Source organism: Jannaschia sp. 2305UL9-9 (assembly GCF_041403465.1).
Taxonomy (GTDB): domain Bacteria; phylum Pseudomonadota; class Alphaproteobacteria; order Rhodobacterales; family Rhodobacteraceae; genus Jannaschia.
In genome coordinates this window covers 444,398-468,033 of sequence record NZ_JBGEHM010000001.1, presented here as the reverse complement: position 1 = coordinate 468,033, position 23,636 = coordinate 444,398, and the positions used below count along the sequence as shown (strand labels likewise).

The following is a 23,636-nucleotide window of genomic DNA, read 5'->3' as shown; positions in this document are numbered from 1 at the left end:
GCGTCTATACCGCCCCCAAGGCCAACGCGCAGCGAGGAGAGAGCGATGACGGTGACGATCGGGATCAACGGGTTCGGCCGCATCGGCCGCTGCACCCTTGCACATATCGTGAGCGCGGCGCTCAACGATGTCGCCGTCGTGCGCATGAATGCGACCGGCCCGATCGAGACCAATGCGCATCTTCTGCGCTACGACAGCATCCATGGCCGCTACGGCGGCGAGGTCCGCGTCAAGGACAACACCATCGATCTGGGCGCGGGGCCCATCGACGTGATGTCGACCTACAACCCGGAGGAACTGGACTGGGACGGCGTGGATGTCGTTCTGGAATGCACCGGCAAATTCAACGACCGCGACGCCGCCGCCATCCACCTGTCGCGTGGGGCCAAGCGCGTGCTTGTGTCGGCCCCGGCCAAACGGGCCGACAAGACCGTCGTCTATGGCGTCAATCACCGCGAATTGACGCCTGATCATCACGTGGCATCCAACGCGTCCTGCACGACGAACTGCCTCGCCCCGGTGGCCAAGGTCCTCAACGACGCCATCGGCATCGAAAGCGGCATCATGACGACGGTGCACAGCTACACCGGCGATCAGCCGACGCTGGACCGGCGGCACGATGACCTCTACCGCGCCCGCGCCGCCGCGATGGCGATGATCCCGACCTCGACCGGTGCTGCCAAGGCCATCGGCGAGGTCGTGCCCGAACTGGACGGCAAGCTCGACGGATCCGCCCTGCGCGTGCCGACGCCGAACGTGTCCGCCGTCGACCTGACGTTCCAGGCAGCGCGCGACGTGACCGTGGCCGACGTGAACGAGATCATGGCAGAGGCCGCCGCCGGACACATGGGGGCCGTCCTTGCCTATGACCCCGCCCCGAAGGTCAGCATCGATTTCAACCACACGACGCACAGCAGCATTTTCGCCCCCGATCAGACCAAGGTCGTCGGCCGGACCGTGCGCGTGCTGGCATGGTACGACAACGAATGGGGTTTCTCGTGCCGCATGGCGGACGTTGCGGGCCATATGGGACGCCTGATCTGAGATCCGCACCATTCGCGAGAATGTCCGGGGCCTGACCATGCGGTCGGGCCCTTCTGCCTTTCGGGCGGCGCGCCGGTCGGGTCGGGGCTTGCATTGGCCGGGGCGCCTGCGATGGTCGCCCCATGAACCACAAGACCGCCCTGACGCTTGCCCTGATCATCGTCGCCTTCGTGACCGCCGACCTTCTGTTCAATGAACGCGAGGGCCTGCTGTTTCTGGCGCGCAAACTGTTCGACCTGATCGAAACCCTCGCCATCTGGCGCTAGCGGAGGTGAATGTTGCAGTGTGGGGTTCTGCCGTGCTAGCGCGACCTCGGAACTGTTAGCGGTAACGCCTCGTTGCCGCCAAGACACCGCAGTCATTTGCCGGAGGATTTCATGGTCAAGGTAGCAATCAACGGCTTCGGTCGCATCGGGCGCAACGTGTTGCGCGGCATTATCGAGTCGGGTCGCACCGATATCGAGGTGATCGCGATCAACGATCTGGGGCCCGTCGAGACCAACGCGCATCTTCTGCAATACGACAGTGTGCATGGCCGTTTCCCTGCAACCGTCACCACGGGCGACGACTGGATCGACGTGGGCCGCGGGCAGATGCGCGTCACGGCCATCCGCAATCCCGCCGACCTGCCGTGGTCGGATGTCGACGTCGTGATGGAATGCACCGGCATCTTCACGTCCAAGGAAAAGTGTCAGGCCCATCTCGACAACGGGTCGAGCCGCGTCCTGATCTCTGCCCCCGGCACGGATGCGGACAAGACGATCGTCTACGGCGTCAACCATGACACCCTGACGGCCGATGATCTGATCGTGTCGAATGCGTCCTGCACGACTAACTGCCTGACGCCGGTGGCCCATACGCTGCACGCCGCCGTCGGGATCGAGCGTGGCTTCATGACCACGATCCACAGCTATACCGGCGACCAGCCGACGCTGGATACGATGCACAAGGACCTGTATCGCGCCCGCGCCGCCGCGTTGTCGATGATCCCGACCTCGACCGGTGCCGCCAAGGCTGTCGGACTGGTCATGCCGGAACTGAACGGCAAGCTGGACGGCGTCGCGATCCGCGTGCCAACGCCGAACGTGTCGGTCGTGGACCTGACCTTTACCGCGTCCAAGGAAACCAGCGTCGAGGAGGTGAACGCCGCCGTCCGCGCCGCCGCCGACAGCGGACCGCTGAAGGGGATCCTCGGCTATACGGACAAGTCGCTGGTTTCCGTCGACTTCAACCATGATCCGCATTCGTCGATCTTCCACATGGATCAGACCAAGGTCATGGACGGTGGCAAGCTTGTCCGCATCCTGTCGTGGTATGACAACGAGTGGGGCTTCTCCAACCGGATGGCCGACACCGCCGTTGCCATGGGCAAACTGATCTGACGTACGGGGCGGATCGCTCCGCCCCTCCCGGGTCACATCGAAAGCCCCCGCCGCAAGCTGCGACGGGGGCTTTTTTCATGCAACGAGGGCGTTTTCCAGCAGGTCCAGGCCAGCCTGCGTCGCCTCGATCCCGCCGATGGACAGACGGCCGCCCCCAAGGTTCAGCGACACCGTGCCGTCGGTGACTTCGGAGTTGGCGGCAAGCCAATCGGACACCGACTGACCTTCGGCCAGCAGGCCGAGGTCCGCCAGATCGATGGTATCGCGATCCGTCCCCTCGACATCGAAGCCGAGGATGAAATCGGTCGACCCGTCCAGATCGTCCGCTGCGAACACGAAGGTATCGCCACCTGCGCCGCCATCCATGGTGTCGGATCCCTGTCCGCCGCGCAGGGTATCGGCGCCCTTGTTGCCATAGATGCGGTCGTCCCCGTTGTCGCCGGACAGGATGTCGTGACCCGCGCCGCCCCACAGCTTGTCCGCGCCGTCGCCGCCCCGCACGTCGTCAGCCCCGGCGCCGGACCAGATGTGGTCGTCACCGGCCCCGCCGGACATGACGTCACGACCCGTTCCACCGTTCATCTGATCGACGCCGGCCCCACCATCGAGGGTATCATCCCCCTGATAGCCCAGCAGGACGTCGTCCCCGTCGCTGCCGGTAAGGTCATCGCCACCGGCCCCGCCAAGCAGAAGGTCGTCGCCCTCCTCGCCGTCGATCGTGCCGTTGCCCTCGCTGGCGTGCAGACGGTCGTTCAGACCCAGCCACGGCTGAATGTCGAAGACATCGTCGTTGGTTTCGAACAACCAGCCGACCTTGCTGCGCTCGGCGTCGGCCTCGGATTTCAGGCCAAGATCGACCACCTCGGCCCCTGTTCCCGCCAGATCGACTTCGATGACGACATCGTCGAAATCCCAGTCGCCATTGTCCTTGATATCCTCGAAGCCCAGAACAACGCGGTTCGCGCTGAGCGTTTCGCCCAAGGCGTGATCCTTGCCGTCCGCGTTCATGCCGATGCCCTGCGCGGGATCATGGGTCGCGTGATAGGTCGTGTTGCCATAGCGGCCGTGCAGGAGGGTTTCCTGCCCGACGCTGTTGGCATGATACAACTTCAGGTTGCTGTCCGTCTGCACATTGCCGATCTGTCCCTCGGCGTTGCGCAGGTAGAACCTGTCGCCTTCGAACAGGCTCTTGTCCGCGTTCTGCGTGTATCCGTCCGGCAGGATGAAAAAGCCGAGCTGCGCACCGGCAGGCACGTCGATGTCTACGCTGGACCGGCCGACCACGAGGTCACCGCCGTCGTCCACCATCGAGGCATTCGCGAAAACGATGCGCACATTGCCGATCGTGCCGTCCTCGGCGATTTCGTACATGCCCAGCGTGTTGCGATAGTCTGCCGTCTCGCTCAGAAACGTCACCTTTGCCTTCGCCGCCTCGCCATCGGGCGAGGACCATCCGGCTTCGCTCTGGTCGGTGCCATCATAGATGCCGGAGTCGTTGATCGTCGCGCCACTGTCGCCGAGGTTGATGTTAAACATCACGTCATCGAAGTCACGGTCGCCCCCGTCGTAGATATCCTCGAAGCCGACGGTCACGCTGCCGTCGTATTTCAACTCGCCGCGCAGGTGATCCTGGTAGTCGACGTTGACGTCGATGCCTGCTTCGAGGTCGTGGTGCATGTGCCAGCTGGCGTTCCAGTTCGACCGGACCAACGTCTCGACCCCGGTGTCGGCATCGACCGCGAACAGGCGCAGACCCGTGTCGTGATAGATGTTGGCTTCCATGCCGCTCCAGCTGCGAAAGACATAGCTGTCGGCCTCGAAGACCGATTTGTCGCTGTTCTGGCCATACCCGTTCGGCAGGATGAAGAACCCGAGGTCGTCGCCCCATGCGGCATCGACCACGACGGTGCTTTCACCTGCGATGAGATCCCCGCCACTGCCTTGTGCTGACGCGTTGGCGAACACGATCTGGACATCCTCGATCGTGCCGTCCTCGGCGATCTTGTACATGCCGAACGTGTTCTGATAACCCGCGCCCTCGCCCATGAAGGTGACGGTCGACGGAACGGCAATGCCGCTGTCGCCCAGATCCGCCTCACCGTCGACATCCGGCAGGTCCGCACTTTCACGCACGGCTGGCGCAACCTGCGGCAGGCCCTCTGGCAGGGACGACATGAACGGCGCATCCGTCAGCAGCGTATTGCTTTCGATGTAGGCACCGCTGCCGGCAAGGTTCACGTTCAGCAGGACACCATCCGCGGCCCCACCGCCGTAGCTGTCGGAAAAGCCAATTGTGACGCTGCCGTCGTATTCCAGGACGCCGCTTGCGTGCGACAGACCATCGGCGTTCATTTCCAGCCCGGCGGCGCGGTCGTGGTTGAGATGCCACGTGGCATCGTTCCAGCGCGACTGCACGAGCGTCGACTCGCCGGTCGTGTCGTCAATTGCATATAGGCGCAGGGACGAATCCTCGAAGGCGTTCGCGGTGCTGCCGCCCCAGTCGCGCAGTTCGTAGCGATCGGCCTCGAAGACGGCTTCGGGGTTCAGACTGAAGGCATCCGGCATGACGAAGAAGCCCAGCCGGTCCCCTGCCTCAACGTCGAGCGCGACCGCGCTTTCGCCATCGACGAGGGTTCCGCCCGCATCGACGGAGGACGCATTCGAGAACAGCAGCTGAACGTCGCCGATCGTGCCGTCCTCCGCGATCTTGTACATGCCGACGGCATTCTTGAACCCGGCGTTTTCGCCGATGAATGTGACCCTCGGGCCGGTGAGTGTCGCTATGGTCATGGGGGACTCCGCGTTACCAGTGATTGCCGCCTTGGCTTAGCGGCCCCCCCGCCCAAGGGGACGCCCCGCGGGCGGATACTGGCCGGCGCGTCCGGGCAGGGTTGCTCTCGAAAGGATAGGAGGGCCTGAACAGAAGGGTGGCGAAACGGTTCCACCCGCGCCGATCCACGGGTAGGAAGGCGCAAACACGTGCCAATCCGGAGACGAACATGGCCTTCAAGACGCTCGACGATATCGACCTGAACGGGAAGGTCGTCCTGACCCGCGTGGACATCAACGTGCCCGTCGAGGACGGGCGTGTCACCGACACCACCCGGATCGACCGCATCGTTCCGACGGTGAAGGACATCATCGCCAAGGGTGGCAAGCCTGTCCTGCTGGCCCATTTCGGCCGCCCCAAGGGACAGGTCGTGCCCGACATGTCCCTGCGGCAGGTCGTTCCCGCCTTGTCCGCGGCCCTTGGAACAGAGGTGACATTCGCCGATGGCGATTACGGAAACACCGTCTCTTCCATGGCGGCGGGCGATGTCGTTCTGTTCGAGAACGTCCGCTTCAATCCGGGCGAGGAAAAAGACGATGACGGTTTCGCGTCACGTCTCGCCTCGATCGGCGATGTGTATTGCAACGACGCATTCTCGGCGGCGCATCGTGCCCATGCCACGACGCACGCACTTGCCCGCAAGCTGCCCGCCTGCGCCGGACGTCTGATGGAGGCGGAACTTACCGCACTCGAGGCCGCCCTCGGCACTCCAAAGCCCCCCGTCGCCGCCGTGGTCGGTGGGGCCAAGGTGTCGTCCAAGCTGGACCTGCTCGGCAATCTGGTCACCAAGGTGCAGCATCTGATCATCGGTGGGGGCATGGCGAACACGTTCCTCGCCGCGCAGGGTTTCGACGTAAAGAAGAGCCTTTGCGAACATGACCTTCTGGATACGGCCCGCGAGATCATCGCCAAGGCCGAGGCCGCAGGCTGCACCATCCTTTTGCCCCGCGATGTCGTCTGCGCGGCAGAGTTCCGGGCCGATCCCCCGGTCACGACGGTCAAGGTCGAAGACGTGCCGGACGGTCAGATGATCCTAGACGCCGGACCGGATTCGGTCGCCCATATCCGAACCGTCCTTGACGGCTGCGCCACGCTGATCTGGAACGGTCCGCTGGGTGCGTTCGAGATGACGCCATTCGATGCGGCGACCAACGCGGCGGCCAGCCACGCCGCCGACCTGACCCGCGCGGGCAAGCTGATCTCCGTCGCGGGTGGGGGCGATACGGTCGCCGCCCTGAACCAGGCAGGGGCAGCCGAGCATTTCACCTATATCTCCACCGCCGGGGGCGCGTTCCTCGAATGGATGGAAGGCAAGGAACTGCCTGGCGTCGCGGCCCTTTCCGCCTGAACCACGCCGGATGACAAGGCCCCGCCCCCCGGCAACCGGGGGCGGGGTTCGTGATCTTCCTGGGGGATCCGGTCATCCATGCCGGAGGGCACCGCCCTGCCCGGCCCCGCACAGGGACGCGAAACGACAAAGATAGCGGGCCCTTGCGCGACCGTTAGCGCAACCAGTCCCTTGCGGCAGTATGGGACGCAAACTACTCAATTGCTCACAAACATTTCCACCGGAGAGCATGAATGACCCAGACCGACAAAGCCGCCAAGATCCGCGCCGGACAGGGGTTCATCGCCGCACTTGACCAATCCGGTGGATCCACGCCAAAGGCCCTGCGCCTGTATGGCATCACCGAAGACCGCTATTCCGGCGAGCAGGAGATGTTCGACCTGATCCATGGCATGCGCGCCCGCATCGTGCGCGCGCCAGAGTTCACGGGCGACAAGGTCGTGGGCGCCATCCTGTTCGAACAGACGATGGACCGCGATTTCGAGGGCGCCCCGTCGGCCACGTATCTTTGGGAAACGAAGGGTGTCGTCCCCTTCCTCAAGATCGACAAGGGGTTGGAGGAACCGTCCAAGGGCGTCCAACTGATGAAGCCGATGCCCGATCTGGATGCGACGCTGGAACGCGCGCGGGAAAAGGGCGTGTTCGGCACCAAGGAGCGTTCGGTCATCGGTGCCGCAGATGCCAATGGGGTCGAGGCCATCGTCGCGCAGCAGTTCGATGTCGGCAATCAGGTGCTGTCCCACGGCATGATCCCGATCCTCGAACCCGAGGTGACGATCAGCATCGCCGACAAGGCCGCCGCCGAGGGCCTTCTGCGCGATGCCATCCTGCGCCATCTGGACGGCCTGCCCGAGGGGCAGGAAATCATGCTGAAGCTGACGCTGCCCGAAGAAGACGGCTTCTATGCGCCGCTGGTCGATCATCCCAAGGTCATGCGCGTCGTGGCCCTGTCGGGTGGCTATTCGCGCGATGAGGCGAACGCCCGCCTGTCCCGCAACCGCGGTGTCATCGCCAGCTTCAGCCGCGCCCTGACCGAAGGTCTGTCTGACGATCAGGACGATGCGACGTTCAACAGCGAACTCGGCCGCACGATCGAGAGCATTCGCGCCGCATCCGTCGCCGGCTGATCCGACGATCAGGCGTGTCGGCAAGGCAACGCGCCACACAAGACCATGATTTCAACGCCGAGGGGATTCCCTCGGCGTTCTGCGCATGACATAGTCGACGCAAGAATGGCCCGTCAGAGGCCGCATGAGCAGGACTATGTCGATGAAGCGCAAGACACCGGGCTATGGCCTGATCCTTCCCGTCGCGTTGTTCGGGTTCGGGGGCTACTTCGCCTTTGCCGCTGTCCAGGGCGAATATGGCGTCTTTCGGCGGGTGGAGCTGGAGGCGGAACGCGCCGTGCTCGATGCCGAACTCTCGATGCTGAGCTCCGAGGTCACGCGCATGCAGGACCGCACGCGCCGCCTGTCGGACAACTACCTCGACCTCGATCTGCTGGATGAACGGGCGCGGATCGTTCTGGGCGTTGCCCGTGTCGATGAGATCGTCATCGAATAGACGGACGGCATCCACCTGCCCCGTCTGCTTTTATCCGCGACCATCTGCCCGGATCGGCCGGACCGGACCTTGTGCCTTTGCGTTTTGCATGCCACTGGTTTACCAGATCGTTTAACGTTGAACGTTTTTTTGGACCGGAGGAAGCTCACCCATGGCCACACGCAAGGCGCCCGAAAAGGCCCAGCCCAACGTCTCCAAGGAAGACCTGCTTCAATACTACAGTGACATGCTGCTCATCCGGCGCTTCGAAGAGAAGGCCGGCCAGTTGTACGGGATGGGTCTGATCGGGGGGTTCTGCCACCTCTACATCGGACAGGAGGCTGTCGTCGTGGGGCTGGAGGCTGCGGCCAAGGAAGGCGACAAGCGCGTCACCTCCTACCGCGATCACGGTCACATGCTGGCCTGTGGAATGGATCCGAACGGCGTCATGGCCGAGTTGACCGGCCGCGAAGGGGGATACTCCAAGGGCAAGGGCGGCTCGATGCACATGTTCTCCAAGGAGAAGCATTTCTACGGCGGCCACGGCATCGTCGGCGCACAGGTACCGATCGGCGCCGGGCTTGCCTTCGCCGACAAGTACAAGGGCAATGACAACGTCACCTTCACCTACTTCGGCGACGGTGCCGCCAACCAGGGTCAGGTCTACGAAACCTACAACATGGCCAAGCTATGGGACCTGCCTTGTGTTTTCGTGATCGAGAACAACCAGTATGCCATGGGCACCTCGACCCAGCGGTCGACGCATTCGCCGTCCTACTGGGAGCGTGGCGTGGCCTACGGCATCAAGGGTGAGGAAGTGGACGGCATGGACGTGCTTGCCGTCAAGGCCGCCGGCGAGAAGGCCGTTGCCGCCTGCCGCGCGGGCGAAGGCCCCTATATCCTTGAGATCAAGACATATCGGTATCGTGGTCACTCCATGTCGGATCCGGCCAAGTACCGGACGCGCGACGAGGTTCAGAAAATGCGCGAGGAGCGGGATGCCATCGAGATGGTCCGCCAGATGCTGCTGACCGGGGATCACGCGACCGAAGAAGACCTCAAGGCGATCGACAAGAAGATCAAGGACGTGGTCAACGCCTCGGCCGAGTTCGCCAAGGAAAGCCCGGAGCCCGCGCTCGAAGAGTTGTGGACCGACATCTATGCAGACGAAATTCCGCAGGAGGCCGTGTAAATGGCGACCGAAATCCTGATGCCCGCCCTCTCCCCCACGATGGAGGAAGGCACGCTCGCGAAATGGCTGGTCAAGGAAGGCGACACCGTTGCATCCGGTGACATCCTTGCCGAAATCGAAACCGACAAGGCCACGATGGAATTCGAGGCCGTGGACGAAGGCACGATCGGCAAGATCATCGTCGCCGAAGGCACCGAAGGGGTGAAGGTGAACTCCCCCATCGCGGTCCTTCTGGAAGATGGCGAAAGCGCGGACGACATCGCCACCACGTCAGAGGCCCCGTCGCAGGACGCCAAGGAGGAAGCGGCAACGCCCGCCCCCGCCGCCGCCCGCGTAGCCGATGAGGAACCCGCGCCGCAGTCTAACGCCTCGCCCGATTGGCCCGAAGGCACCGAAATGGTGACGCAGACCGTCCGCGAGGCGATCCGCGACGCCATGTCCGAGGAAATGCGCCGCGACGAGGATGTCTTCCTGATGGGCGAGGAAGTCGCCGAGTATCAGGGCGCCTACAAGATCAGCCAGGGAATGCTGGACGAGTTCGGCGACAAGCGCGTCATCGACACGCCGATCACCGAGCACGGCTTTACCGGCATCGCCGTCGGCGCGGCCTTTGGTGGTCTCAAGCCGATCGTCGAGTTCATGACCTTCAACTTCGCCATGCAGGCGATCGATCAGATCATCAACTCGGCGGCCAAGACGCTGTACATGTCCGGTGGCCAGATGGGCGCGCCCATGGTGTTCCGTGGTCCCAACGGGGCAGCCGCCCGCGTCGGCGCGCAGCACAGTCAGGATTATGCCGCCTGGTATGCATCAATTCCCGGCCTGAAGGTGGTGATGCCATACTCGGCAGCGGACGCCAAAGGCCTGATGAAGACGGCCATCCGTGACCCCAACCCGGTCATCTTCCTCGAGAACGAGATCCTCTACGGCAAGTCCTTCGAAGTGCCGAAGCTGGATGATTTCACCGTGCCATTCGGCAAGGCGAAGATCTGGCGGGAAGGCGGCGATGTCACCATCGTCAGCTGGGGCATCGGCATGACCTACGCGCTGGAAGCTGCCGAAAAGCTGGCCGCCGACGGCATCGAAGCCGAGGTCATCGACCTGCGGACCCTGCGTCCCGTCGACTATGACACGGTGCTGGCATCGGTGATGAAGACGAACCGCTGCATCCTCGTCGAGGAAGGTTTCCCCGTCGCATCCTTCAGCGATCACATGGCGTCGACCATCATGCAGCGTGCGTTCGATTATCTCGACGCTCCCGTCGTGACCTGCACCGGCAAGGACGTTCCGATGCCCTATGCCGCCAACCTCGAAAAGCTGGCACTGGTGACCACGGACGAGGTCGTCGAAGCCGTCAAAAAAGTCACCTACCGTTAAGGGGTCCGAGATATGGCAACCGAAATCCTGATGCCCGCCCTCTCCCCCACGATGGAGGAAGGGACACTTGCGAAATGGCTGGTCAAGGAGGGGGATACCGTATCCTCTGGTGACCTCCTGGCAGAGATCGAAACCGACAAGGCCACGATGGAGTTTGAGGCCGTCGACGAGGGCACGATTGGCAAGATCCTCGTGGAAGAAGGCACCGAAGGGGTGAAGGTCAACTCGCCCATCGCCGTGCTGCTGGAGGAGGGCGAAGACGCCTCCGCCATCGATAGCGCATCGTCGACTTCGTCCAGCAACGCCGCGCCGGCCGAAGCACCGGAAGAGGTCGCGCCCGCCAAAGGCTATGGCCGTGACGGCGAAGCCGCGGCCGGGGACAAGGCACCGTCTGCACCCCCAGCTGCCGACAAGGGCGAGCGTATCTTCGCGACGCCCGTGGCCCGCCGCATTGCCGCGGACAAGGGTCTCGACCTCAGCCAGATCACCGGTAGCGGACCTCGCGGCCGGATCGTGAAGGCTGACGTGGAAGCTGCGCAACCCGGTGCGACCAAACCGGCAGCCGAGGCCACCAAGGCCCCGAAAGCGACTGCCGTCGAAGGACAGAAGCCGTCGATGCCTGCCGGTATGGGCGCCGAGGCCGTGGCCAAGATGTACGAGGGTCGGGAGTACGAAGAGGTCAAGCTGGACGGGATGCGCAAGACGATCGCGGCTCGCCTGACGGAAGCAAAACAGACCATTCCGCACTTCTATCTGCGTCGCGATATCCAGCTGGATGCCCTGCTCAAGTTCCGCAGCCAGCTGAACAAGCAGCTGGAAGGGCGCGGGGTCAAACTGTCGGTGAACGACTTCATCATCAAGGCCGGCGCATTGGCCTTGCAGGCGGTGCCGGATGCGAATGCCGTCTGGGCCGGTGATCGGGTTCTGAAACTCAAGCCGTCCGACGTTGCCGTGGCCGTGGCCATCGAAGGCGGCCTGTTCACACCCGTCCTGAAGGATGCGCACCTGAAATCCTTGTCGGCCCTGTCGGCGGAGATGAAGGACCTCGCTGGCCGGGCACGCGACCGAAAGCTCGCCCCCCACGAATATCAGGGTGGAAGCTTCGCCATTTCCAACCTCGGCATGTTCGGGATCGACAACTTCGATGCTGTCATCAACCCGCCGCATGGCTCGATCCTTGCGGTCGGCGCCGGTGTGAAGAAGCCGGTGATCGGTTCTGACGGCGAGATCACGGCAGCTACCGTGATGTCGGTCACCCTCAGCGTGGATCACCGTGTGATCGACGGGGCCTTGGGTGCGGATTTCCTCAAGGCGCTTGCCGAGAATCTGGAAAACCCGATGGTGATGCTGGCCTGATAGGGCCACAAAAAAGGGCCACGCCTTTCGCGTGGCCCTTCTCTCAAGGTGCATGTCAGTCTTCTGATCCGCGTATGCCTATCAGCTGATCCATCGTGACAGAGGGCTGCGCGCAACCCGCCTCCCCGACGATCCTTGCCGGAACACCGGCAACTGTCTTCATCGGCGGAACATCCGACAAGACGACTGACCCGGCGGCAATGCGGCTGCAATGGCCGATTTGGATATTGCCCAACACTTTGGCCCCTGCCCCGATCAGAACACCCTCGCCGATCTTCGGGTGACGGTCATCGTCCTCCTTGCCCGTTCCGCCAAGGGTGACCGAATGGAGCATCGACACGTTGTCTCCGACCACCGCGGTTTCACCAATCACGATGGAATGCGCGTGATCGATCATGATGCCCCGGCCGATTTTCGCGCCCGGATGGATATCGACGCCGAAGGCTTCGCTAACCCGCATCTGCACGAAATAGGCCAGGTCCTTGCGCCCCGTTCGCCACAGCCAATTTCCGATCCGATATGCCTGTATGGCCTGAAACCCCTTGAAAAACATCAAGGGTTGCAGGAACCGGTGGCACGCTGGATCGCGTTCGTAAACCGCGACGATGTCAGCCCGCGCCGCTTGCACCAGACTGCTGTCAGCCTCGTAGGCCGCGTCAGACACCTCACGCAGAAGCTGGGCACTCATTTCGGTCGAGGCCAGCTTCTGTGCAAACCGATACGCCAATGCCTTCACGAGCGAGTCGTGATGCAAGACCGAGGCATGGATCAAACCGCCCAGCAGCGGCTCTTCCTCGATTGCGACCATCGCCTCCTGCCGCGTCTGCTCCCAGACGAAGTCGACGGATCTCACGCTGCTTTTCGGAAGGGTCATGGCTTTCGTCCTCGTCGTGTCCTCCGTCACTTAGTGCGGATGGGCCTACCGCGCAAATCAGGATCCGTGATCATGTCAAAAAGTGACTGTGGACTCATGTCCGGCTCCATATGTATCAGACAGTTGCGCAACGGTCGCCGTCCCCCCTGCCTCGCCAAACCCAAGTGAAGCAAACTCTGCGGCTGATATCGAAAGACTGGCGGTTGGCGTTTCCGTCTCGAACGCGACGGTTCCATCCAGGCGGAGCAACCGAAGGCGATACGCCTCAGTCGCCTCGGCGAGCGCGACATCCGCCGCGCCCCACGCCTCTCCTACGGCACGGGATCGGCGGATCCAGTCAAAGCGATATTCGCCTGCGTGTTGCCTGACCCGAAAATGTGCAGGGGCATAGGGGCGCAATCCTTCGGCCCCTGCCACCGCCGTTCGGTAGACATAGCTTTCGTGATCGAGCGGCAGCCGGGCAGGACCGATACGATAGTGTCGTTCCAATCCGACCGCATCCGTCGTCAAATCGATCTGATCGATAGCACCGTCCAATAGAACGACTATACTGCCAATCGGCCACGACACCGGCATAACACTATCAGTCCCCCGTTGCCCGCGTAGCCGCATGGACAACCCCCAAACACCGTTGTCGATCAGGCGGACGTCCCGGAACTGCAAGATCTCCCACCCCGAGATGCTGCCATTGCCGATTGCCAGTGCATTGGCTCCGGAGAGCAAGGCCAGGTCGGACACACCACTCAGCGAACCGCCTTGCATTTCCACGATCAATTCAGGCCCCCGATCCCAGATCGCAGGCGTTGCAGCCTCTAGAACGGTTTGGGTCCGACCGATGACCGACGGGCCATCGATGATCGTATTCAGACGATAGCCTGCATCTTCCACCGATGCATAGGCCGCGACCGAGCCGGGCCATGGGCGGGCCGAAATCGCGAGATAAGGCGCATGGGGCACCTCGTTCCCGGTCAGCAGGGGCAGGTCCAAAAACACGGCCTGCACCGGCAGAGCCGCGAGCGGTCGGACCGCGCCGGCCCCATCTTCTACGGCGTCGCTCGGCTCGAAAACCGACTTCTCCACCCGCACCGCTTCCAGACGGCGGTGCCCGACGTCTTCAACGCGATCTACGCGCCATCGGTCCGAACCGACGTCCAGACTGATATGATCGCCCAGCTGGACGGACCGGTTTGACGGCGGCAACGAGACGCGCAGCGTGTCTCGTGCAACGAGGGATTCAGACAGGAACCGTTCGGCCAGCGCATGCCCCTCACCGGCTGTCAGCGACAGGGGCAGTTCGCTCTCGGCCACGGGCAAGACACCTTCACCGGGCCGGACGGCATCGCCCACCCGTGTTTCGAATCCGCCGGCAGCATCGATATGACTGACACGAACACGACCGGATACTTCGGCATCGGGCGATCGCTGATAGGATACGACAGCGTCCTTTTCGCGCACCATGTCTTCGCTGGCGACACGCCATTCCTTGGCGTTCGCGCGCATGAAAAAGCACAGCTTTCCCTCTCGCTCAACGGCGTCAATGCCATAGGCCAACATCAAAGGTTGCAGATCCGCGCGCCCGGTCTGCACATCCTGGGCGACATATCCACGCACGACGCCATACACCTCGCTTACGTCGAAATCCGTCAGCCCATGCCTCATGCAGATTTCGGCGATGACGGTGGCGAGGGGTTGCCCGGCAGAACGCCCGTTGATCCAATGCCCGCGCTGATAATTTACGCCATCGCTCCAGAACGACAGAAGATCGGGAAACGCGGGCCAAGGGCGTGTGTCCCACGCCCAGGCAAAACTATGGGCCATGTCGATCATCGGCCCGCCGTAGGATTCCGACCGGGGATTGTTCGCGATATCCGTCCAGTGGTCGTTCATGGCCCGCAAGTACTGCATCTGCAATGCATCGTCCCGCCGGCCATTCGAAAAATGCGGCAGGCTGGATTCAGACGACTTCGGATCAAGGAACTTGTTTGGCTGGTTCGTGCCCTTGTCCACCGCCGCACAGCCATACTCGGTAAAGCGGATCGGTTTCGACCGGGGTTCCCAGGCCGTTGGGACTGCACTTCGACCGTCAGGGCCGCGTTCGTGATGCGCGTTCTCCCACCACGCCTTCAGGTCCTTGTAGCGATAGACCCACGGCTCTCCGTAGGCGCCATCCTCGATGGCCACACGCCTCTGCGACGCGCGCGCCTCCGGCGTTGGATAATACCAATCGAACCCTTCCCCGCCCTCGATATTGTCCTTCAGATACTCAAGATTCTGGATGCTCCGATATTTCGCGTCCAGATGATCATCCCCGTCGCGCCAATCAGAAAGCGGCATGTAGTTGTCGATGCCGACAAAATCGATCTCCTCGGCGGACCAGAGCGGATCGAGATGGAAATGGACGGCCCCCGTATCGGCGGGGTGATATCCGTAATACTCGGACCAATCGGCCGCATAGCCAAGTTTGGCCGCAGGAAGAAGTCGACGAACCTCACGGGCAAGTTCGACCAGCGCGGCCACTGCCGGAAAGGTATCACCAGCGCCCCGGATCCGGGTCAGGGATCGCATCTCAGACCCGATGCAAAACGCCTCGACCCCGCCCGCCGCAGCGCAGAGCGCGGCATAATGCAGGATAAAGCGGCGATAGCTGAATTCCTCGGGACCGGAATACACCACCGCGCCATCCTCGACGGAAAAATCATCCGCCGTAGCAGCCCCGAAAAACGCGGCCACTTCGCCGTCTGCCGATCCGGTGCGATCCGTCGTTCCCGGCTGTCCCGGCGCTTGCTCCGTCGTGATCCTACCCCGCCAAGGCAGAACGGCCTGCTCTTCGGCTCCCCACGGATCAGGCAGACCGTTCTGCGCAAGTTGCGTCATCAGGATGAAGGGATAGAAGGTCACATCGATCCCCCGCGTTGTCAGGTCGCGGATGGCCTCGACAACGGATATATCCGACGGTGTGCCGCCATAGACCGGTCGGTCCTCCAATACCGGCACCGCACCCGCAGTTGCCCGGTCCAACCCGCTCACCCTCCAGGTATGAGGAACACCTTCTGCTTCCGCCTGTTCGGCCAAGGGGCGCAGTTGGCAGTGACCACATCGCAGATCATTGCCGAACCACGACACCACCAAGGACGCGGCACCGACGTTTGGCATCTCCTCGGCCAGATCGCGGATGGAGACGTTGAAGTCGGACGTGTCCTGAATGGTGCTCACGTTGGCGGAATCCCTTGCCCCGCCACCCTGTTCGTAATGCACCGACGTCGTCGACAAGGCGTATTCCCCCGTGCCGGGCACCAGCGCGACCCCCTGCACGACATCGGACATGCCACCGACCTGCCCATCCGCAACCGCCGCACGCACAACTTCGAAGGACAGCTGCGGGACACGGTTGCCGAACGGGGCAAGGTCCAGATCCTCGATCACGACATAGGCCGTGCCGCGAAATGCGGGCGCTGCTTCGTGCCCCTCGACCGCTTCGATCAGCGCATCGGGCAGCTGATCTTCGCGGCCATGATAGACACGCAGGTTCAGGCTGTTTCGCGCAATCTCGGATCCATCGGCCCAGATCCGTCCGACCCGCGTGATCTCTCCCTCGCAAAGGGCCAAGGCCAAGGAGACGCTATAGCTGAAGCTGGTCGTCTGTGCCGAAGGCGCAGCCCCCTTGCCGCCCCCCCCCCCGGATACGGTGCGCATTTCCCTGAACCGCGTGGCCCAGATCACCTGCCCGCCCAGACGCACACGGCCGACCACCCGCGGGATCGCGGCCCCCTCCGACGCGCCTGTCAGACGGAACCTGTCGATCCGCCCGTGTTCGACGGCTTGCGCCCCGGTTCCCAGAATGCGCTGATCGATCATCCGCCCGACGGTCGCACCGGCGGCGCGGCCTATGACGGCTGCGCTCAGACCCAGGACCGATCCACCAAGGCTCCCGCCGATAGCGGCGCCTGCTGCTCCAAGAACCAAAGTAGCCATGGATTAAACCTCCGGGTCGTCTGTGGCGGGAAAATCGAAGCGCGCCGCGATACGACGCACCCAAGGGGCCGACAGGCCGCTTTCGACGACCCCATGACCCGAATAGGCATGGATGAACGCCGGGGTATCCCCGGCGCGGCTCAGGATTCCGAGGTGCTTTGCAACCGCCCCATCCCGCATTCGAAACAGTAGGCATTCACCCGGAATGAACGCGCGCCCCGGCGGAACACGCACCATATGCCGCGCAGCCGCAGACCAGAGGACCTCCTGCTTCTGCGGCTCCGACCAATCGGCCGTATAGGCCGGCACTGCCTCCGGCTCCGCCCCGTAGACCGCCGTCCAGACGCCCCGGATCAGCCCCAGGCAATCGGTCCCTGCACCGCGCACGGCCCCCTGATGCACATACGGTGTCCCGATCCATGACCGCGCGGTCCGCACGATCACGCTCATAGCTTGCCACCATCATTGACCGACGTGGATGTCGGATAGGCCATCAGCCAGTCTTCGCCGGGAATGTTCGGAAATCCTCGAAAGTTGAGCAGGTTGTCGAATTTGAAACGACAGGTTCCATGCGTTTTGTCACAACCGGCCTGCAGGCGGATGCGGTTGCCGGGTTCGATCCCATCCCGCAAGGCTGACCAAAGCTCGACGCGCCGCATGCCGTCTTTCACACGATCGGTCTTGACGCGTCCGCTTGCCCCTTCCGAGGCACCATCGAGAACGGTCACAAGGCCACGCTCGAACCACTTCGGCGCATAAAGGTCCAGCACAGGCAGGTGCAGGACGCGGTTGTCCTCGACAGCATCCACAAGCACGTCGACGGTAAAGATCTCATCCGACAGGTCGCGCCGGCACCGCCCATCCCCCAGAACGGCGTCGCAACGCGCCTGATAGACGCGCCCCTGCACCATGTTCAACGCTTCGGACAGGCTGCGCAGCTCGACCGAAAAGGCACCTTCCCCCCAGCTCGCCTCGCCGAGCGTGCCGCGAAACAGAACCTCGAACGCATCCGGCGCGGCCCAGTTCACGAGATAGGTCGTAACAGACGCATCATCCCATTTCCCGGCGCGCAGATCGGCCTCGGTAATGGCATCATGGCTCAGGGCACCCACGGCTTCGCTATTGTCAACCGACAGACCGGTTGCCCGCTGCAAGGCACCCGCCGCCATGCCCGAGGACGCAACACAGGGCACGCCATCGACCGTCAAAGGCCGGTCGTGATCAGTAAAGCCATAGAGACGGCCGTCGACGCGGCGCAAAACCCAAGCCCGGCAAACCGTCGTGATCCCGGGGCCCATGTGGTCTGCAAGCGCGCTCATATCCGGATCTCCACGACGGGAACATCCGGCACTTCGCCCGCCTGAAAGGTCGCGACCGATGTCTGGATGAGATCCGCGTCGAACCGCACCGGGACGTCGAACTCGAACCCCGCGGTGACATCGACGCCCAGGTCGGGGGCGGTTTCGAATGTCACCACCCCGCTGACGACATCGACCGTGTAGTGGATCGTGTCCTTCAGTTCATCGTTCTGAATACCAACACGAACAGACCCAAGCACCGGTTTCGCGATCGGCCTGCGATAGCTTTCGGTCCCGGACACGTAGGTCTTGCTCAGCTGAAAGCGCTCCGTGACGCCGTCGCCGATCCCGATGACCTGATCGTCGAACCGGGGCTGTCGCGACGGCGCACAGGATTTGTGATCGGACCAGTCCTTCCAACGAAACCCGTGCAATCGTCCGCGCCGCGCCTCGAAGAAAGCGATCAGATCGGCGATATCGTCCAGCGACCGCATTCCCACACCGGCATCATAACGGCGACGCGAATGGGCCCAGGGCGTGTTCCGCTCCTCGAAGCCGTTTGCCAGCGCGACCACTTCGGTCAGGCGTTCCGGCCCGCCGACACTGCCCAGCGACAGGCGCGGCGGGAACTGTATTTCGTGAAAGGACATGGGCCGCTCTCCTCAACGGTTACGGGCACCGCGCGCCAGGGCGCGGGACATTTCGGCGGCAATCTGGCTGCGCGACTGACGGAACCCGGCGGCATCCGGGGTCGAGATGTTCATCGTGACGTTTACGCTGCCACCGCCGCCCTGCATCTCGACACCAAGCCGCCCATTCGGGCCGCGGGTCAGCGGCATGATCGCCTCGGGCCCGGCTTCGCCCATCAGGCCGGTGCCCCCGCGCATGGGAAACGTGGTCGGGGACGATACGATGCCACCGCGTGCAAATGGCATCACGCGCCCCTGGGCAAAGGTGCCGCCATCGGCAAACGGCAGGATCGTGTTAACCCCATTCGCAAGCGCGCCGCCCAAGGCGGATTGTACGGGTTTCATCGCCGTGTTGTAGGCGGCGTTGACCATCGATTTCGCCAGACCGCTCAACGCGTCCGACAGCTTCATGCCGTCGAACACCACACCGTCGAACGCGCGCTTCAGGCTGCTGCCAAAGGACGTCGACAGCTTCTTCACCTCCTTCTGGGTGAACAGCATCTGACCTTCCAATGTCCCCAGCTCGGCGGTGAAACGCGACACGACGTTGTGCCCCCCGCCCAGCCGCGCCTCCAGCGCGGCGACGGATTCCTCGAACCCGTCAAGATCGTTGTCACTCATCCTTCATCTCCCATGCTGTCGGGGAAGCGGGCCGCCAAGGCCTCCAACCCCGCGCGATCCATCGGCAATTTTCCGTCACCATGGCCCAGCAGGAACGCCAACTCCGCCGGGGTCAGGGCCCAGAAATCACGCGGGGCAAGGCCAAGCCCCCGCATCCCCACGGCCATCAGGGCGGGCCAGTCGAACGTCGCATCGCTCATGCGCCGGGCAACGCGAACGCCCTCCCGAGCAACAGGGCCGCAACGCGGGTACATTCCAGCGGCCCGCCCTCGATATCCGCATCCACGAGGGTCGCGGACGTCCCCTCCCACCCCCCGCCTCGCAAGCCGGCCAACAGAAGCGCGATCACGTCACGGGCCGAAAACTGCGCCGTCTCGAACCTCTCGACCAACGCCACAAGGCTGTCGGCCCGCATCCCGGCCTCCAGTTCCGCCAACGCCCCAAGGGTCAGTTTCAGAACCCGGCGCTCCCCGTTCAGGGTCAGCGCCACCTCACCCGCAAACGGGTTGCCATCCCCCATCAGAGCGGCGTGAAGGTCATCTCGCCGGCCGAGGCGAGCGAGATTTCGTAGCTGGCCTCGCCATCATGGCTTCCGGCATATTCCAGCGAGGTGATCTGGAATGCCCCCTGCACCACGCCGAAGTCGGGAATGATGACCTGGAATGCGGGTACTTCCCCGTCGAAGAACAACTGCCGGGCCCGGGTGTCCGTATCCGCGTCCCGAAACACGCCAGAGCCCGAGATGGAGGCCGTCTTTACCCCACCGCCGGACAAAAGCTCGCGCCAACCGCCGGAACTGTCCAGCGATGTCACGTCGATCGACCCCGCGTTGAACGTCAGGCGCGTCGCCCGCAGGCCTGCCATGGTGGCAAAGACGCCTGTGCCATCCAGATCGACCTTCAACAAAAGATCCTTGCCGCTTTGAACTGTCATTGATCCACTCCTCAGGAATTGTCGTCGTCAAGTCGCGCCCGAAACCACAGGTCGATGCGCCGGGTGCCTTCGCCCTCGTCCCGCCGTGCACGGGCCTTCAGAAACCGCATGGACACGACGTGCCCCCGCGTCAGAACAAGGTCGGCGGACAGCAGGCTGTCTGACACGCGCGCCGCCGCGCGTTTCGCGGCCATGTAACCGCCACGCGTCGTCACCACGCTGATCATCATGTCATGGCGTGATCCGTCGCCGCTTTGGTCGGATCGATCCGTGACCTGCTCGGGCCCCAACGCCACGAACAGATCCGGCGCCATCTGGGGCACCGCATCGAAGACCGCGCCGGACACCAAATCGTCCAGCGGCCCATCGGACGCGAGGCGACTGTAGACCGCCATCTGCAGACCATCGCTCAGGGCATAGGTCATGGCGCGTCCTCCTGCTCGGTCATCTCGGTCGCCAGAATGGTCAGGTACCGCCCGGCGCCCTCGCTTTCCTGCACCGCATCGACCACGAAGGACCGCGCACCATCATCCAGACGATGTCCCGGCCACGGTCGCGCGGCGTGGTCCTGCGGGACGGCATGGGTCGTGATCCGGACACGCAGGCGCGGCGTCCGGCCGAACTCCGTCGTTTTCAGATCACCGGACCGCATCCGCATGGCACACCAGATCGCGCCACGCTCCTGCCAAAGCGTCGTGAACCCGCCCGCACCATCCGACACCCGCTCGGGGACCAGATGGACAAGACGCCGCGTGAACGCCCGCGCCATCATGCCATCCCCCCGATCCGCCGCTGCCGCCACGGGGCAATCAGTTGCTCGACCATCGGCATCAGATCATCGGTCGTGCCCGTATCCAGCGCCTGGGCCACCATCAGAACGGCCTGCGCCAGCGGTGCCGGCACCGCGTCCCATGCCCCCCAACCGGCCATGACCCGCACCTCGATCGGCGTACCGGTCGACGGAATACGCGGCAGGACAAGGGTCGGACGATGCGGATCATCGAACAGCGTCGCCCCCGTGATCGCCGCACTGGTCCCGTTGACCGATTGCTGCACCTCGATGACATCGGACACCGGTGCCACCGGCACCTTCAGCCGGTCGTCGCCGCCTGCCGTCCCCTGCAACACGACTTCCCGCGCGATCAGGATCTTGCCGGTCCGCCGTTCGACCGACTGGATCGCGGCGCGCAGGCATTGCTGCAACCGCGCCTCCTGTCCGGGAACGGCGGCGTATCCTTCGGGCAACCGCATCAGGGCCGTCAACCGGGCGACAGGCAACGCCGCATCGACCAGCGCTTCAGTATCACGCACCATCAGAACCATCGGGGGTCCTCCGCAGTATGAGTATTGGAAATGACGGAACCGGCACGCCGCGCGTGCGGACCAAGCCGGAGACCTGCCGGCCCCGTCACCCCGACCCCTCGAAAGGACCCGGGGATATCAGCCCCATTCAGGGGCCGGATGCCTCAGACGACCGAGAACTTGAGCAGTTTGATCGCCGCGAAATCCGTCACGTCGCCGCCGACCCGCTTGGTCGCATAGAACAGGACATGCGGCTTGGCGCTGAACGGATCGCGCAGCACGCGCAGGTCGGGCCGCTCCGCGATGGTATAGCCTGCGCCGAAATCCCCGAAGGCGATGGCCACCGCATCCGTCCCGATGTCGGGCATGTCCTCAGCGATCAGCACCGGATACCCCATCAGCTGCGCCGATTGCCCCGCCGTCAGACTGTCGGTCCACAGGAAGCGGCCGTCGGCGTCCTTCATCTTGCGGACAGCCCCCGCGGTCTTGGAGTTCATGACGAAGGCCGCGTTCGCGCGGTATTTCGCACCAAGCGCATAGACCAGGTCGACGATCGCATCCGCCGGCTGCGACGTGTCGAAATCATCGGCCGCACCCGTCGCGACATAGCCAAGGCTGCCCCAGGTCCAGGACGCCTCGTCGACCGCAGGATAGGTCAGGAACCCCTTGGGCTTGTCGATCCCGTCGCCCCCGATGAACGCCGCCGCCTCGGACGTGGCGAACTTGTCGGCAATGCGTCCGGCCAGCCAGCCCTCGATATCGAACGCCGCATCATCCAGCAGGCGCTGGGACGCCTTCGGCATGGCCGACAATTCGTGCAAGGCGATCGAGATGCGGTCGAACTGGGGCGAATCCGTCTCGACGATCGACCCGTTCTCGGATGCCCAGCCTGCCCCCATCTCGGTATGATCGACCAGCACGTCGTAGGACGTCGCCTCGACGTTCACGACCGATGCGATGGCGCGCAAGGACGCGGAAGACGACAGGACCGACTGCACCGTCTCGGCCGTGGCCGGATCGACGAGGTAGCCGCCTTCGGCAGCGACGGCCGTGTTCATCGACTTGCCCGACAGGGTCAGGGCGCGCAGCCCGTCATCGTCACCGGACCGCAGATAGGAATCCATCGCCTTCTGGTGCGGGACGGATGCGTCGGTTACGGTTTCCAGCTGGGGACGTTGGGACTTGTAGGACATGTTCAGGCGCTCTTCCTGTTGCTGCAACTTCTGGGTGATATTCTGGCGAAAGCCTTTGAAATCGCTGACCAGACCGGCCAGCGCTTCCGTGACTTCCCCGACGCCGTCATGGCTCATCGGTCTCTCCTCTTGATGGATGATCGGCGGCATCAGTCGCGCGCCAGTTCCAGACGCGCGGCGCGAAGCGCCCGCGCCACGTCACGCATCGGGTCCGCCTTGGCCCCCACACGCGCGCTGGGCAGCATCGGGAACGTCACCAAGGACACCTCCCAAAGCTCCAGCTCCTTCAGAAGCCTGCGCCCCTGAGTATCCTTGACGGCCCGCTTGACCGTGTATCCGATGGACAGCCCGTCCAGCGCCCCCGCCTCGATCAGGGCTGCCGCCTCGCGCGCCTTCTCGACGCCGGGCAACAGGCGGCCCTCGACGTACAACCCGCGCTTGTCCTCCCGGACCACGTCCCAGACGCCGATCACGACGGCCGGGTCGTGCTGCCACAGCATCTTGATGCCCCGCCCCTCGGCGGCACAGCGCGCCAGGCTGTCGCAATAGGCGCCCGCCTCGACCACGTCGCGCCCCGTGTCCTCGATCCCGAACCACGACGCATAGCCCGTGATGCGGGCACCCTCCTCCAGCCGCACGGGGGTTGTCCCGTGCGCGAACTTCTTTTCCAGCCCCATGAAGGC

24 protein-coding genes are annotated in these 23,636 nt (G+C 63.7%); 9 read left to right on the top strand and 15 right to left on the bottom strand.

Features of this window, described 5'->3' with window-relative positions:
- Positions 1 to 45 precede the first annotated feature (45 nt).
- From gap (V6N07_RS02310) to gap (V6N07_RS02300), 3 genes are all read left to right on the top strand, one after another.
- Entirely contained in the window at positions 46 to 1,044 is a 999-nt protein-coding gene (gap, locus tag V6N07_RS02310) for a type I glyceraldehyde-3-phosphate dehydrogenase (RefSeq protein ID WP_371153719.1), read from the top strand.
- A 122-nt stretch (positions 1,045 to 1,166) separates the two neighbouring features.
- Complete coding sequence (locus V6N07_RS02305) at positions 1,167 to 1,310, top strand: hypothetical protein (RefSeq protein ID WP_371153717.1); 144 nt, start codon at positions 1,167 to 1,169, stop codon at positions 1,308 to 1,310.
- Positions 1,311 to 1,421: 111 nt separating this feature from the next.
- A complete protein-coding gene (gene gap / locus V6N07_RS02300) occupies positions 1,422 to 2,426 on the top strand; it encodes a type I glyceraldehyde-3-phosphate dehydrogenase (RefSeq protein ID WP_371153715.1) in 1,005 nt (334 codons plus the stop codon).
- 75 nt (positions 2,427 to 2,501) lie between these two features.
- On the opposite strand, the gene V6N07_RS02295 is transcribed toward gap (V6N07_RS02300), so the two are convergent.
- On the bottom strand, positions 2,502 to 5,216 hold the full coding sequence (locus tag V6N07_RS02295) for a hypothetical protein (protein WP_371153713.1): 2,715 nt from the start codon (positions 5,214 to 5,216) through the stop codon (positions 2,502 to 2,504).
- A 209-nt stretch (positions 5,217 to 5,425) separates the two neighbouring features.
- Between V6N07_RS02295 and pgk the strand changes: the two genes are divergently transcribed.
- From pgk to V6N07_RS02265, 6 genes are all read left to right on the top strand, one after another.
- Positions 5,426 to 6,604, top strand: coding sequence for a phosphoglycerate kinase (gene pgk, locus V6N07_RS02290; RefSeq protein ID WP_371153711.1), 1,179 nt, complete (start codon positions 5,426 to 5,428; stop codon positions 6,602 to 6,604).
- A gap of 233 nt (positions 6,605 to 6,837) precedes the next feature.
- Complete coding sequence (locus V6N07_RS02285) at positions 6,838 to 7,731, top strand: fructose bisphosphate aldolase (protein WP_371153710.1); 894 nt, start codon at positions 6,838 to 6,840, stop codon at positions 7,729 to 7,731.
- 124 nt (positions 7,732 to 7,855) lie between these two features.
- The gene (locus tag V6N07_RS02280) at positions 7,856 to 8,167 is read left to right on the top strand and encodes a septum formation initiator family protein (protein ID WP_371153709.1); all 312 of its coding nucleotides are present in this window, start codon (positions 7,856 to 7,858) and stop codon (positions 8,165 to 8,167) included.
- A 151-nt stretch (positions 8,168 to 8,318) separates the two neighbouring features.
- Positions 8,319 to 9,338 (top strand): pyruvate dehydrogenase (acetyl-transferring) E1 component subunit alpha, encoded by a 1,020-nt coding sequence (gene pdhA / locus V6N07_RS02275; protein WP_371153707.1) that lies wholly within the window; start codon positions 8,319 to 8,321, stop codon positions 9,336 to 9,338.
- The gene (locus tag V6N07_RS02270) at positions 9,339 to 10,715 is read left to right on the top strand and encodes a pyruvate dehydrogenase complex E1 component subunit beta (RefSeq protein ID WP_371153705.1); all 1,377 of its coding nucleotides are present in this window, start codon (positions 9,339 to 9,341) and stop codon (positions 10,713 to 10,715) included.
- Between the two features lie 12 nt (positions 10,716 to 10,727).
- On the top strand, positions 10,728 to 12,071 hold the full coding sequence (locus tag V6N07_RS02265; protein ID WP_371153703.1) for a pyruvate dehydrogenase complex dihydrolipoamide acetyltransferase: 1,344 nt from the start codon (positions 10,728 to 10,730) through the stop codon (positions 12,069 to 12,071).
- Between the two features lie 55 nt (positions 12,072 to 12,126).
- On the opposite strand, the gene cysE is transcribed toward V6N07_RS02265, so the two are convergent.
- From cysE to V6N07_RS02195, 14 genes are all read right to left on the bottom strand, one after another.
- Entirely contained in the window at positions 12,127 to 12,945 is an 819-nt protein-coding gene (cysE, locus tag V6N07_RS02260) for a serine O-acetyltransferase (protein ID WP_371153701.1), read from the bottom strand.
- A 75-nt stretch (positions 12,946 to 13,020) separates the two neighbouring features.
- The gene (locus V6N07_RS02255) at positions 13,021 to 16,917 is read right to left on the bottom strand and encodes a glycoside hydrolase/phage tail family protein (RefSeq protein WP_371153700.1); all 3,897 of its coding nucleotides are present in this window, start codon (positions 16,915 to 16,917) and stop codon (positions 13,021 to 13,023) included.
- Between the two features lie 3 nt (positions 16,918 to 16,920).
- A complete protein-coding gene (locus V6N07_RS02250) occupies positions 16,921 to 17,367 on the bottom strand; it encodes a peptidase (protein WP_371153698.1) in 447 nt (148 codons plus the stop codon).
- Positions 17,364 to 18,236 (bottom strand): DUF2163 domain-containing protein, encoded by an 873-nt coding sequence (locus tag V6N07_RS02245; RefSeq protein WP_371153696.1) that lies wholly within the window; start codon positions 18,234 to 18,236, stop codon positions 17,364 to 17,366. Before V6N07_RS02245 ends, V6N07_RS02250 begins: the two co-directional genes overlap by 4 nt.
- Positions 18,233 to 18,865 carry a TIGR02217 family protein gene (locus V6N07_RS02240; protein ID WP_371153694.1) on the bottom strand — a complete coding sequence of 211 codons (633 nt, stop codon included), beginning with the start codon at positions 18,863 to 18,865 and terminating at the stop codon, positions 18,233 to 18,235. The genes V6N07_RS02245 and V6N07_RS02240 overlap by 4 nt, the downstream gene beginning before the upstream one ends.
- Before the next feature lie 12 nt (positions 18,866 to 18,877).
- Positions 18,878 to 19,525 (bottom strand): phage tail tape measure protein, encoded by a 648-nt coding sequence (locus tag V6N07_RS02235; RefSeq protein WP_371153692.1) that lies wholly within the window; start codon positions 19,523 to 19,525, stop codon positions 18,878 to 18,880.
- Positions 19,522 to 19,725, bottom strand: coding sequence for a rcc01693 family protein (locus V6N07_RS02230; RefSeq protein WP_371153690.1), 204 nt, complete (start codon positions 19,723 to 19,725; stop codon positions 19,522 to 19,524). The genes V6N07_RS02235 and V6N07_RS02230 overlap by 4 nt, the downstream gene beginning before the upstream one ends.
- The gene (locus V6N07_RS02225; protein WP_371153689.1) at positions 19,722 to 20,045 is read right to left on the bottom strand and encodes a gene transfer agent family protein; all 324 of its coding nucleotides are present in this window, start codon (positions 20,043 to 20,045) and stop codon (positions 19,722 to 19,724) included. Before V6N07_RS02225 ends, V6N07_RS02230 begins: the two co-directional genes overlap by 4 nt.
- A complete protein-coding gene (locus V6N07_RS02220; RefSeq protein ID WP_371153687.1) occupies positions 20,045 to 20,458 on the bottom strand; it encodes a phage major tail protein, TP901-1 family in 414 nt (137 codons plus the stop codon). The genes V6N07_RS02225 and V6N07_RS02220 overlap by 1 nt, the downstream gene beginning before the upstream one ends.
- Positions 20,459 to 20,469: 11 nt before the next feature.
- A complete protein-coding gene (locus V6N07_RS02215; RefSeq protein WP_371153685.1) occupies positions 20,470 to 20,883 on the bottom strand; it encodes a DUF3168 domain-containing protein in 414 nt (137 codons plus the stop codon).
- On the bottom strand, positions 20,880 to 21,230 hold the full coding sequence (locus tag V6N07_RS02210; RefSeq protein WP_371153683.1) for a head-tail adaptor protein: 351 nt from the start codon (positions 21,228 to 21,230) through the stop codon (positions 20,880 to 20,882). Before V6N07_RS02210 ends, V6N07_RS02215 begins: the two co-directional genes overlap by 4 nt.
- Positions 21,227 to 21,781, bottom strand: coding sequence for a hypothetical protein (locus V6N07_RS02205; protein WP_371153682.1), 555 nt, complete (start codon positions 21,779 to 21,781; stop codon positions 21,227 to 21,229). Before V6N07_RS02205 ends, V6N07_RS02210 begins: the two co-directional genes overlap by 4 nt.
- A 143-nt stretch (positions 21,782 to 21,924) precedes the next feature.
- The gene (locus V6N07_RS02200) at positions 21,925 to 23,070 is read right to left on the bottom strand and encodes a phage major capsid protein (RefSeq protein ID WP_371153680.1); all 1,146 of its coding nucleotides are present in this window, start codon (positions 23,068 to 23,070) and stop codon (positions 21,925 to 21,927) included.
- 32 nt (positions 23,071 to 23,102) lie between these two features.
- Positions 23,103 to 23,630 (bottom strand): HK97 family phage prohead protease, encoded by a 528-nt coding sequence (locus V6N07_RS02195; RefSeq protein WP_371153679.1) that lies wholly within the window; start codon positions 23,628 to 23,630, stop codon positions 23,103 to 23,105.
- Positions 23,631 to 23,636: the final 6 nt, after the last annotated feature.

Coding starts and splice junctions, on each gene's coding strand:
- V6N07_RS02220 (WP_371153687.1), bottom strand. CDS start 20,458: ATGACAGTTCAAAGCGGCAAGGATCTTTTGTTGAAGGTCGATCTGGAT.
- V6N07_RS02210 (WP_371153683.1), bottom strand. CDS start 21,230: ATGATGGCGCGGGCGTTCACGCGGCGTCTTGTCCATCTGGTCCCCGAG.
- V6N07_RS02305 (WP_371153717.1), top strand. CDS start 1,167: ATGAACCACAAGACCGCCCTGACGCTTGCCCTGATCATCGTCGCCTTC.
- V6N07_RS02285 (WP_371153710.1), top strand. CDS start 6,838: ATGACCCAGACCGACAAAGCCGCCAAGATCCGCGCCGGACAGGGGTTC.
- V6N07_RS02200 (WP_371153680.1), bottom strand. CDS start 23,070: ATGAGCCATGACGGCGTCGGGGAAGTCACGGAAGCGCTGGCCGGTCTG.
- gap (WP_371153719.1), top strand. CDS start 46: ATGACGGTGACGATCGGGATCAACGGGTTCGGCCGCATCGGCCGCTGC.
- V6N07_RS02245 (WP_371153696.1), bottom strand. CDS start 18,236: ATGAGCGCGCTTGCAGACCACATGGGCCCCGGGATCACGACGGTTTGC.
- V6N07_RS02295 (WP_371153713.1), bottom strand. CDS start 5,216: ATGACCATAGCGACACTCACCGGCCCGAGGGTCACATTCATCGGCGAA.
- pdhA (WP_371153707.1), top strand. CDS start 8,319: ATGGCCACACGCAAGGCGCCCGAAAAGGCCCAGCCCAACGTCTCCAAG.
- V6N07_RS02265 (WP_371153703.1), top strand. CDS start 10,728: ATGGCAACCGAAATCCTGATGCCCGCCCTCTCCCCCACGATGGAGGAA.
- V6N07_RS02195 (WP_371153679.1), bottom strand. CDS start 23,630: ATGGGGCTGGAAAAGAAGTTCGCGCACGGGACAACCCCCGTGCGGCTG.
- pgk (WP_371153711.1), top strand. CDS start 5,426: ATGGCCTTCAAGACGCTCGACGATATCGACCTGAACGGGAAGGTCGTC.
- V6N07_RS02235 (WP_371153692.1), bottom strand. CDS start 19,525: ATGAGTGACAACGATCTTGACGGGTTCGAGGAATCCGTCGCCGCGCTG.
- V6N07_RS02215 (WP_371153685.1), bottom strand. CDS start 20,883: ATGACCTATGCCCTGAGCGATGGTCTGCAGATGGCGGTCTACAGTCGC.
- V6N07_RS02230 (WP_371153690.1), bottom strand. CDS start 19,725: ATGAGCGATGCGACGTTCGACTGGCCCGCCCTGATGGCCGTGGGGATG.
- V6N07_RS02255 (WP_371153700.1), bottom strand. CDS start 16,917: ATGGCTACTTTGGTTCTTGGAGCAGCAGGCGCCGCTATCGGCGGGAGC.
- V6N07_RS02240 (WP_371153694.1), bottom strand. CDS start 18,865: ATGTCCTTTCACGAAATACAGTTCCCGCCGCGCCTGTCGCTGGGCAGT.
- gap (WP_371153715.1), top strand. CDS start 1,422: ATGGTCAAGGTAGCAATCAACGGCTTCGGTCGCATCGGGCGCAACGTG.
- cysE (WP_371153701.1), bottom strand. CDS start 12,945: ATGACCCTTCCGAAAAGCAGCGTGAGATCCGTCGACTTCGTCTGGGAG.
- V6N07_RS02225 (WP_371153689.1), bottom strand. CDS start 20,045: ATGGGGGATGGCAACCCGTTTGCGGGTGAGGTGGCGCTGACCCTGAAC.
- V6N07_RS02270 (WP_371153705.1), top strand. CDS start 9,339: ATGGCGACCGAAATCCTGATGCCCGCCCTCTCCCCCACGATGGAGGAA.
- V6N07_RS02280 (WP_371153709.1), top strand. CDS start 7,856: ATGAGCAGGACTATGTCGATGAAGCGCAAGACACCGGGCTATGGCCTG.
- V6N07_RS02205 (WP_371153682.1), bottom strand. CDS start 21,781: ATGGTTCTGATGGTGCGTGATACTGAAGCGCTGGTCGATGCGGCGTTG.
- V6N07_RS02250 (WP_371153698.1), bottom strand. CDS start 17,367: ATGAGCGTGATCGTGCGGACCGCGCGGTCATGGATCGGGACACCGTAT.